Annotated in this window: 9 protein-coding genes; 7 read left to right on the top strand and 2 right to left on the bottom strand. The window is 44.6% G+C overall.

The genetic code is table 11. The features are described from left to right. Both ACH97_RS22775 and tagU read right to left on the bottom strand, forming a co-directional pair. Positions 1-175, bottom strand: a 175-nt coding sequence (locus ACH97_RS22775; RefSeq protein WP_081043980.1) for a helix-turn-helix domain-containing protein, incomplete at its 3' end; no start/stop codon positions are given. Between the two features lie 110 nt (positions 176-285). Further along, positions 286-1,200, bottom strand: a complete 915-nt coding sequence (gene tagU / locus ACH97_RS06725) for a polyisoprenyl-teichoic acid--peptidoglycan teichoic acid transferase TagU (protein ID WP_048350267.1) — start codon at positions 1,198-1,200, stop codon at positions 286-288. A 198-nt stretch (positions 1,201-1,398) separates the two neighbouring features. On the opposite strand from tagU, the gene ACH97_RS06720 reads away from it, so the two are divergent. From ACH97_RS06720 to tuaD, 7 genes are all read left to right on the top strand, one after another. Further along, positions 1,399-1,719: a hypothetical protein gene (locus ACH97_RS06720; RefSeq protein WP_020453135.1), complete on the top strand. Its 321-nt coding sequence runs from the start codon at positions 1,399-1,401 to the stop codon at positions 1,717-1,719. 29 nt (positions 1,720-1,748) lie between these two features. Next, positions 1,749-3,893 (top strand): SpoIID/LytB domain-containing protein, encoded by a 2,145-nt coding sequence (locus tag ACH97_RS06715; protein WP_048350268.1) that lies wholly within the window; start codon positions 1,749-1,751, stop codon positions 3,891-3,893. Between the two features lie 84 nt (positions 3,894-3,977). After that, positions 3,978-5,465, top strand: a complete 1,488-nt coding sequence (locus tag ACH97_RS06710; RefSeq protein WP_041817334.1) for an N-acetylmuramoyl-L-alanine amidase — start codon at positions 3,978-3,980, stop codon at positions 5,463-5,465. Between the two features lie 228 nt (positions 5,466-5,693). After that, positions 5,694-6,353, top strand: coding sequence for a sugar transferase (locus ACH97_RS06705; protein ID WP_020453132.1), 660 nt, complete (start codon positions 5,694-5,696; stop codon positions 6,351-6,353). A gap of 23 nt (positions 6,354-6,376) precedes the next feature. After that, positions 6,377-7,816, top strand: a complete 1,440-nt coding sequence (gene tuaB / locus ACH97_RS06700) for a teichuronic acid biosynthesis protein TuaB (protein WP_020453131.1) — start codon at positions 6,377-6,379, stop codon at positions 7,814-7,816. A gap of 22 nt (positions 7,817-7,838) precedes the next feature. After that, positions 7,839-9,017 carry a teichuronic acid biosynthesis protein TuaC gene (tuaC, locus tag ACH97_RS06695; protein WP_020453130.1) on the top strand — a complete coding sequence of 393 codons (1,179 nt, stop codon included), beginning with the start codon at positions 7,839-7,841 and terminating at the stop codon, positions 9,015-9,017. 198 nt (positions 9,018-9,215) lie between these two features. Next, positions 9,216-10,547 carry a UDP-glucose 6-dehydrogenase TuaD gene (gene tuaD, locus ACH97_RS06690; RefSeq protein WP_095292153.1) on the top strand — a complete coding sequence of 444 codons (1,332 nt, stop codon included), beginning with the start codon at positions 9,216-9,218 and terminating at the stop codon, positions 10,545-10,547. Position 10,548: the final 1 nt, after the last annotated feature.

Here is a 10,548-nt window from a genome sequence, read left to right as displayed (position 1 = left end):
CAGGCTGTTCGAATCGATGCGTATCCCCAGCCTTATACCATCTAACCCATGTCTGAACCTGTGTCTTATTCTTAATATTCAATTTCTGCATGATCTCTTTCATCGGCACTCCTGCCAATCTCATTTCTACAGCCTTCCGTTTGACTTCAACCGGATAACTCATTCTTGTCCCCATAGAAAAAACACCTCCACGTCTTATTTCGGATAACAACTATCCGTTTTCAAACTTGAAGGTGTTTTTTATTTGTCTCGTCTTATGGGGTCAGTCCCTTTCAGGAAGCTTTTTTATTTATTAAGGCTTTCTTTCAATTCGGCGGTAATGTCGGACAGGGAACTTTCATCGGCTTTGTAATAATAGATTCCGTTGATTTTTGTGCCGTCGCCTTTCAGCTCATGCTGAATGACTTTTGAGCGGGCTTCCTTATAGCCGGATTGAATATCCCACATATCGTCAAACGTGAGATTCGTTTTAACGTTGTTTTCGATTACTTTGAACATATCTCCGAATTTCGTAATGGATGATATATTGGCGCCTTTATTAATGATTCCTTCGATAACCTGACGCTGTCTGTTCTGGCGCCCGAAATCGCCGTTCGGGTCCTCTTTCCTCATTCTCGTATAAGCGAGCGCTTCTTTTCCATTCAGCGTAATCTCGCCTTTGCCGAATGAATAGCCGTCATATTTGAAAGCGAACGTACTGTTCACGGTAATGCCGCCAAGCGTATCTACGACATCCCTGAAACTTTCCATGTTCACTTTAACAAAATAATCGACTGGAACGTCGAGAAAGTTCTCAACCGTGTCAACCGTCATTTGAACACCGCCGAATGCGTATGAATGGTTGATTTTATCCAATTTGCCTTTACCGATAATTTCAGTATACGTATCCCGCGGGATGCTGACCATTTCAGTCGTTTTCGTTTTCGGATTCACCGTCATATAAATGAGGGAGTCTGCGCGCCCCTTATCACCGTCCCGTTCATCGACACCCATGAGAAGCACGGAAAACGGGTCATGGTTATCAATATCAACTTCTGAATCGCGTTTTTTTGACTTGTTAATATTTTCATGAATACTCGCCACAGTAGATGCCGCTTTATGCCATAAATAATAGGCATAACTGCCTGTGCAGAGGACAAAAATTCCAAGCAAAGCGATAATGGTATATAGAATTTTTTTCTTTCTCTTTTCAGCTCTCATATAGCCCTCACCTTTTATATAGTCTACTTTGATTATAAGTTTCTCACAATTCGAAAACAACAAAAACTTATATGTGTCCTTTTGGATAGACGAAATCATTAGAAAAATGTTTCAAAAAAACCAATCAATCTGCAAAATTTTTCGCTATAATTAAAGAATCTGTTGGAATTTGTCGATAAAAAGGGAGAGGTGAAGAAGATGAAAAAACTCATAGTTCTAACATTATCAATGCTGCTTTTGTTGTCAGCCTGCGGCACTTCGGGCCAATCGGAGGACAAGTCAAGCTCAGACAATAAAAATGCGGCATCTGAAGAAACCATAACTAAAGAAGGTTCATTTGCAGGGTTGGCTGACAGCCACACAATAGCGGTGAACATCGATGGCAAAGAAACAACGCTTCAAGTCGGTGAAGATCTTCAAGACAAAGTCAATTCCATTGAAGAAGGCAAAAAAGTCGAAGTCCAATATACAAAAGGCGAAAATGGCGTTTTGGAGCTGAAAAGCATCGAAACAAAATAAATAGCTGAATCAAGGGGGTTCATAACGTTTTGAAAAAGATGAAGCTTCTGCTTCTGTCGTCAGTAACTGCTGCAGCTCTGATGTTTACGCAATCTGCCCAGGCTGCCGACAAAACCATTTCGGTAAAGTTAAGCAATTATTTAGGCAATAAATCAAGCGTTGATGTCAGCATTACCGGCGCATACGAAATTCCGGGCTCGGGAATCGCCGCGACAGAGCGGTACGGCGGGGCGACCCGCTTCGATGTGGCAAACAATGTCGCATCTGTCGGATGGACGAACCCGAGCACTGTCGTGATTGTCAACCGGGACGCTTTTGCGGACGCACTTTCAGCAACTCCGCTTGCAAAGAAGTACGATGCGCCGATTCTATTAACGGATGCGGGTACGCTCACGGCGAAAACCGAAACTCAAATTGCCAAGATGAAGCCTGATAATATCTTAATTATCGGGGGAACAACGAGCGTTTCCAAAAATGTTGAAAACACGCTGAAAAAGTATGGGGCAATTAACCGCATCGGCGGCGCCAACCGCTATGATGTCTCCAAAAACATCGCGAGCCGGATGGGGTCTTACAACCAGGCGATTGTTGCCACCGGTCAAGTCTTCTCCGACGCGCTGTCGATCGCGCCTTATGCGGCAATGAACGGTTATCCGATACTGCTCTCAGGGAATAATACGATCCGAAGCGATTACAATATTCCGAGCAAGGTTACGATCGTCGGCGGTCCGGTGAGTGTCAGCACAGGTGTTGAAAACACATTAAAGAAAAAAGCGGCTGTTACCCGCATCGGCGGAGCGAACAGATACGAAGTGTCGGCGAATATTGTCAACACGCTTAACATGAACGCATCAAAGGTTTTCATGTCTAACGGAACAACTTTTGCGGATGCGCTGGCCGGTTCCGTCCTTGCAGCCAAACAAAAGCATCCTTTGCTGCTTGTCCAAGCGGGCAGCCTGCCGACTCCTGTTGCAGATGTAGTCGCGAAAAAAGGAACACAATCTTTTGCTTTGCTTGGAGGGACCACCTCGATCACGGATTCATTGAAAAATAGTCTGGCAGATATGCTTACCGGAGACGGATATTCTGTTAAACTATCGAGCGGAAAGCTTGTGCTCTATAAAAATAATAAAGCTGTCAAAACGCTTGGGACGTCGTTTACGGCATCACCTAAAAAATATTCGACGTCAAATTCCATCAGTATCAACGGAAGGCCTTATCTGGGCAAAATGAAGTTTACGATTGAATCAAACAAATATGTTCGTCCGATAAACGAAAACATTCCGTTCGAAGATTATTTAAAAGGTGTTGTGCCGCACGAAATGCCGGCAAGCTGGCAGACGGAAGCGTTAAAAGCCCAAGCGGTGGCGGCGAGAACATATTCGGTCGGTTCCGCAGGAAAAGTAGTGGCCGACACACAAGCGTTTCAGGTTTACGGCGGATACGACTGGAATTCGAAGACATCCAGCGTTGTAAATGCCACAAAAGGACAAGTTTTAAAACATAACGGCAATTTAATTTCGGCCGTTTACTCATCAAGCAACGGGGGATATACGGAAGCAAGCGCAGAGGTATGGGGCGGCAATGTTCCATATTTAATCGCCAAAGCGGATACATATGACCGGAAAAACAGCTGGTCGATGTCTTTGAATAAAACGCAGATCAATACCAGCGGCTTAAACCTAAAGAGCCCTGGCACATGGTGGAATACGACTAACGAAACGAATTCCGCCTATTTATCGGGACTGAAAAGCTGGTTTATTACCAATAAATATCCTAGTGCAGAATCCATTAAGATCACGAAAATCTCAAGCCTGACCCTGAGCAGCGCGAAAACTGCCGGTCAGCGGCCGAAAACAGCAGAGGTGAAGTTTTCTTACTTTGTCAAAGAAAAACCAAACGGCTATGTTCTGTCAAACGGAAGTCTCTCGGAAAAAACAGCGACGATTTCCGTGACGACGACTCAATTAAGATCGATGCTGGGCGGCATGAATATGAAGAGCACGTATGCTTCTGTATCCAACCATACGAACGCTTTTAGTCTCAGCGGTAAAGGATTCGGCCACGGCATCGGCATGAGTCAGTACGGAGCAAATGCCAGAGCTGCTGCCGGGCACGATTACAAGAAAATCTTAAGTTTCTATTATCCAAATACGACTCTATCAAGCTATTAATAGAGTTAGAACAGGAGGCAGCAGTGCCTCCTCTGTTCATGTTCAGAGGAAAACATAACATTTACATTTTTGGAGGTTATTTTTTTGAGGGTTTTTCTTAAAGCTGTACCTATGTTGTTGTTAGGGTTCTTTTTGTTTATACCTAATGTATTTGCAGCCAACTCTGTCACAAGATTAGACGGTGCAAACCGCTATGATGTCGCGGTGAATGTTTCCAAACAGGGATGGACTAGTGCAAGCACTGTCATTGTTGCAAATGGAAAGGCATATGCGGACGTCCTTTCAGCGACTCCATTTGCTTATCGAAACAACGCGCCTGTCCTATTAACAGAAGCGTCCAAATTGCCAACAGCCACTAAAAATCGAATCAGTCAGTTAAAACCTAGCAAAGTGATCGTAATCGGCGGAACCGTCAGCATTCAAAACGGCGTCGTAAGCGAGATTAAAAAACTTGGTGTGTCATCTGTCGAACGCATCGGCGGTGCAAATCGCTACGAGGTAGCGGCAAATATTGCGAATAAGCTGCCGAAAAATTCAAAAGCTGTCATCGCAAACGGAACGGCGTATGCCGACAGCCTTGCGATCGGCGCATATGCCGCGAGAAACGGCATCCCGATCCTCTTAACATCTTCCAATTCGATACCGACAGCGACAAAAAATGCGATGAAGAGCAAAGGAACAACATCAACCATTGTCGTAGGTGGTGAGGTCAGCATCTCCAGCAGCGTATACAAACAGCTTGCTTCTCCGACGCGGATCGGCGGTAGCAACCGCTATGAAGTCGCGGCTAATGTCGTCAAGAAATACTATTCTTCTGCCAAGAGTGCAATTATAAGCAACGGCTATGCGTATGCCGACGGATTAACAGGATCTGTTCTGGCGGCTAAACAAAACCGTCCGATGATGTTCACGAATGCATCATCTTTGCCGACACCGACAAGAGAAGTAATCGGGTCTAAAAACATGACGACGTTTACCGTGCTCGGCGGAACGGTGTCTCTTCAATCCAATGTCGTGTCACAGCTGAAGAATCCGATCGTCGGCAAAAAAATCTTCATTGATGCAGGGCACGGAGGTACAGACAGCGGTGCTGTCGGCAACGGTTTATATGAGAAAAAAGTGAACCTTGATGTCGCAAAATTAATTAATACGAAACTATCAAACGGCGGTGCTCTGCCAATTATGGCGAGAACGAACGACACTTATCTGACGCTCGCACAGCGCGTGTCAAAAGCGCAGTCAAATCATGCGGATTTGTTTGTCAGCATTCATGCAAACTCGGCAACGCCTGCTGCTTCCGGAACAGAAACCTACTATTATACAACATATGAATCTGCCAACAGCAAAAGGCTGGCAACCGAGATTCAAAACCGTCTCTATGTTGCATTGAATACGAAAAACCGCGGTGTAAAAATCGGCAACTTCCATGTCATCAGGGAATCAAAAATGCCAAGCAGCCTTGTTGAACTTGCGTTTATCAGCAATGTAAGCGATGCGACAAAATTGAAAAGCTCGACTTACAAAGAAAAAGGCGCTAAAGCGATTTATGACGGAATTGTTGCTTACTATTAAAATATAAAGAAATTCGTTTTTCGGAAAAATTGCCTATGCTGCCTTTGTTTTGTCTTTATAATATAGTATGATATTTTTGTTGAATTAAAGACAAAACGGAGGCGGTGCATTTTTAACATAAAATCAATGAATTTACTAATTTTAATAACTCCTTTACATTGTGTTTACGTTCGTATGCTACACTGACGAATAGATCAAACAGTAACATACTAATCGAGGTGTATGCTAGTGAGTATCGACAAAAGTTTAAGAATGTACAATGAATATTCAAGCCAGCAAACTTATTCCTGTGCTCTATCAAAAAAAGCAGTACGTTATTTATATATGAAGCGGATAATGGATATCGTCCTTTCCTTGATTGGGCTCGCTCTTACACTGCCGTTTATCCTGCTGTTTTGTATATTAATCTGTATCGAAACACCGGGTTCTCCGTTATACCGGCAGGAACGCGTCGGAAAAGACGGAAAGCATTTTAAGGTGATCAAGCTGCGTTCTATGAGAATTGACGCAGAAAAATCCGGTGCGAAATGGGCGCAGAAGGATGATCCGCGCATCACTGCAGTCGGGTCTTTTATAAGAAGAACAAGAATCGATGAACTTCCGCAGTTGATCAATGTTCTGGCCGGAGATATGAGCCTTGTGGGACCAAGGCCTGAAAGACCGATGTTTACCGCTCAGTTTCACCATGAAATTCCGGGATTTAAAAACCGCTTAATTGTTAAGCCTGGGTTAACGGGACTTGCACAGGTAAACGGAGGCTATGATATCGGTCCGAGAGAAAAATTGGTGCACGATCTGTATTACATTCGGAATTTAACGTTTCTTCTCGATTTGAAGGTTATGCTGAAAACGATTAAAGTAGTATTAACCGGCGAAGGAGCCAGATAATACGAGGAAGTTAGGAATATGCTATGTCTACCATTACGAAACAAATATTAAGCGGTGCAAAATGGACAAGTGTTTCAACTTTGATCGTCACGGTCATTCAAATTATACAGTTTGCACTGCTCGGCAATATCATGACAATTGCCGAATTCGGTTTGGTCGGAATGCTGACCACCGTAACGATTTTTACACAAATTGTACTCGATATGGGATTCGGGGCCGCTTTAATTCAAAAGGAGAACATCAGTGAACGCCAATTATCGACCTTATATTGGCTGAATATCCTAACGGGCATCCTTTTGTTTATCGGCCTCTTTTTCCTGAGTCCGTTCATCGCAGACTTTTATCAGCGGGACGAACTGGTTTTTCTTGTGCGGATTTTGGCCGTCATGTTTTTGATCGCCCCGGTCGGCCAGCAGTATCAATATATGCTGCAAAAAGATCTGAAGTTTAATGTGCTGAGCAAAATAGAAGCGGGTGTCACCGTTTTGTCATTTGTGCTCCTGCTCGTTTTGGTTTTTCTGATGGATCCGATTGTGGCCTATGCATTGTCACAAGTTTTTCTTAATTCGGTTAAAGGCATCATGTTTTTTGCTGTATATTTAAAAAAATGGCGTCCATCTCTCGTCTTTGCGTTGGGGGAAGTGAAAGAATTTTTCTCGTTCGGCGCGTTTCAGCTCGCTTCAAGGCTTGTAAACAGGCTTGGCGCCAATATCGACATGATTTTGATCGGACGGTTTCTCGGTGCGGAAGCATTGGGAATCTATAACCTGGCGTATCAAATTATTACGATTCCCGTATTAAAAATCAATCCGATCGTGACACGGGTAGCGTTTCCCGTCTTCTCAAAGAATCAAGGGAACAATCAAACGCTGCGCGAAGGCTTTTTAAATATGACAAAGCTTCTCTCGCTGATTTCATTCCCGCTTCTGATCGGACTGATGACCGTTTCAGATTTATTTATTGAAGTCGTCTTCGGAGAAAAATGGCTGCAGGCCGTACCGGTTCTGAATATCCTCGCGATTGTCGGGCTGCTCAGGGTTTTGATGAATCCGAACGGATCGGTTTTGCTGGCGAAGGGGAGAGCAGACCTGGCATTTTATTGGGACAGCGGGATCATGCTCCTTTACGGGCTGTCTCTTTATGCGGCGGTATTAACGAATGATTTGACGATCACCGCCTGGACCTATGCAGCGATCAGCCTGATCAATTTCTTTATCGGCAGATGGCTGCTCAAATATGTCATCCAGCTGAAGATGGGCGAATATTTCAGAACCGTTGGAAAACCGCTGGCCTTGACACTGCTCATGGCATTGCTGGCTCTTGTCTTGAGCGTCGGCAGCAGACATCTGCTTCACGGCGCCATGCTTCAGCTGGCAGTTTCCGTCGGAATCAGCGGAATTTTTTACGGTTTTCTGGTCAGTAAATTTTATCGGCGGGCTATGAAGATCCAATTAGGAAGATGACAGCAGAAAGGGCGTTTCATCATTGAAGGTTCTTTGGATTACCAGTGTTTATCCAAGCAGTCAAAAACCGGGAGAAGGCGTTTTTCATGAAACACAGGTTCAGGCGCTGCAGATGCAGGGCGTTGATGTGGCGGTCATATGTCCATCACCTGTGAACCCTGCTCCCCTCAGGCTGCTGAAAAAAAAATACCGTCAAGCACGAACAGTCCCGGAATATGAAGAAAGAAAAGGCATCCCGGTCTACAGACCGCCGTATACGGCTCTGCCTGGACAGCTAAAATGGGCACAGCCGCATCGCCGGATTGCAAAGTCTGTATTGAGGACGATCGAGAAGCACGGGCTTGCGCCGGATCTTATCCATGCCCATTTCGCGATGCCATCCGGGGGTGCCGCTGCCGTTGTTTCACAGAGGCTGAAAGTTCCTTATGTTCTGACTTTGCACGGAAGCGATGTCAATATTTATCCCCATTACAGCAAAGGTGCATTTCGAGCATTTGAAACAGCTGTGCATTCCGCGGCAAAAGTTCTGGCTGTCAGCGATGAGCTGAAAGCCAAAACAAAAGAAATGACCGGTGCTGAATGCTCGGTTCTTCCTATCGGCGTCAACCTGGACCGGTTTCAAAAACCCTCCGCTTCAACATTTGAATTGAGGGAGAAATTCGGCCTGCCGAAAGACAAAAAATTGCTGACGTTCGTCGGCCGCTTGGTGAAAGGAAAAGGAGTAGCCGAGCTGGCGGAAGCGGTCAAGCAGCTTGATGACAGCTACAGAGCTGTGTTCATCGGCGACGGACCGGAGAAGCAGCACATTCGTCAAACCGCCGGTGAAAAAGCGATATTGACGGGGCAGGTCGCAAACCATGAGATATCAGAATATCTGGCTGCATCAGATCTGTTTGCGCTTCCTTCGTATTCTGAGGGGATGCCGACTGTCGTCATTGAAGCGCTCGCCCTCAAGGTTCCGGTGCTTTGTACGGCGGTCGGAGGGGTTCCGTCTTTATTCGGAAAACACGAACATCTGCTGATTAAGCCGCGCTCGGCTTCCAGCATAACAGAAGCTGTCAAAGGTTATTTGGAAGGCGCGAATTGGCAAGAAGACATCGCTGAAGAGCTGTATCAAACGGTGCACGATGATTATGACGCCTTTAAAAATGCCGGCAAGTTGCTGGATGTGTATGGAGATGTTGCCGAGAACAAAAATTAAGTTGGGATCTGTCGGTTAATATGCGCATGAGTGTTGAATATAATACTGTTTAAACCCATTTATTTGCGTCTAAGCTAATAAAAATAAGAATTGGGAAAACGGAAAACCCAGATTTTTTCAATAGAAAAGAGATAAAGATCATTACCTAAATCAAGCTATTGGATTTGAAGGGTCAGCTGAAAGAAGGGAATGATAATGTTGAAAAGAATCGCTGTCATTGGAACGGGATATGTCGGGCTGGTGTCTGGAACTTGTTTTGCCGAAGTGGGAAACTCGGTTGTCTGTTGCGATATTGATGCAGAAAAAATAAGAGGACTCTCAGCAGGAGTGATGCCGATTTATGAAAACGGCCTAAAAGAACTTGTGGATAAAAACGTAAACGAAAATCGCTTATTTTTCTCTACTGATATTCCCAAGGCGATTGAAGAAGCAGAGATTATTTATATTGCAGTCGGAACACCGATGTCGGAAACAGGGGAAGCAGACCTGACATTTGTCAAATCTGTTGCCGAAATGATCGGGAAGCATCTGAACGGCTATAAAGTCGTCGTCAACAAAAGCACTGTCCCTGTTGGAACAGGAAAGCTCGTACAAGCCATTATAGAACGCAATTCAAAAGGGGAATTCCCTTTCGACGTCGTTTCGAATCCGGAGTTCCTTCGTGAAGGAACAGCTATTTACGATACGATGAATATGGAAAGAGCCGTCATCGGTGCGACAAGCGAAAAGGCTGCTGCGATTATTGAAGAGCTCCATAAGCCTTTTCAAACGAAAATCGTCAAGTCTAACCTTGAAAGTGCAGAAATGATTAAATACGCTGCAAATGCATTTTTGGCTACAAAGATCTCGTTCATTAATGATATCGCAAATATTTGCGAAAGGGTCGGAGCTGATGTATCAAAGGTGTCTGAAGGTGTCGGACTGGACAGCAGAATCGGCAATAAATTTTTGAATGCCGGAATCGGCTTTGGCGGCTCTTGCTTCCCTAAAGATACAATGGCTTTATTGCACATCGCGAAGTCAGTCGGCTATCCTTTTAAAATGATTGAAGCCGTTATTGAGACGAATCAAAAGCAGCGCGCCCACATTGTGCAAAAGCTCCTTGATGTGTTTGGCGATTTAAACGGCATGACCATTTCGGTTCTTGGGCTGGCATTCAAGCCGAATACAAACGATATGCGCTCGGCGCCGTCTCTGGATGTCATTCCGATGCTGAGAGGCCTTGGTGCTCATATTAAAGCATACGATCCCATTGCAATTCCGGAGGCAGAACGCTTATTGGGAGATCAGGCCATATACAGCAACGATTTGTATGATACTGTAAAGGATACTGATGCTTGCCTCATTTTGACAGATTGGCCACAGGTTAAAGAAATGGATTTTAAGAAATTGAAAACATATTTAAATCGTCCTGTTCTAATTGATGGACGTAACTTGTTTAAACTTGAAGATATGAGAAGAGAAGGATTTATTTATCATTCAATTGGCCGCCCTGGAGTACAGGGAGAGAAAAGCTTAACAAAAGTATAAA

It is taken from the genome of Bacillus paralicheniformis (assembly GCF_001042485.2).
GTDB lineage: Bacteria > Bacillota > Bacilli > Bacillales > Bacillaceae > Bacillus > Bacillus paralicheniformis.
Note: the sequence above shows the minus strand (reverse complement) of the source record. Positions and strands in the feature narration are given on the sequence as shown.

Coding starts and splice junctions, on each gene's coding strand:
- ACH97_RS06720 (WP_020453135.1), top strand. CDS start 1,399: ATGAAAAAACTCATAGTTCTAACATTATCAATGCTGCTTTTGTTGTCA.
- tagU (WP_048350267.1), bottom strand. CDS start 1,200: ATGAGAGCTGAAAAGAGAAAGAAAAAAATTCTATATACCATTATCGCT.
- tuaB (WP_020453131.1), top strand. CDS start 6,377: ATGTCTACCATTACGAAACAAATATTAAGCGGTGCAAAATGGACAAGT.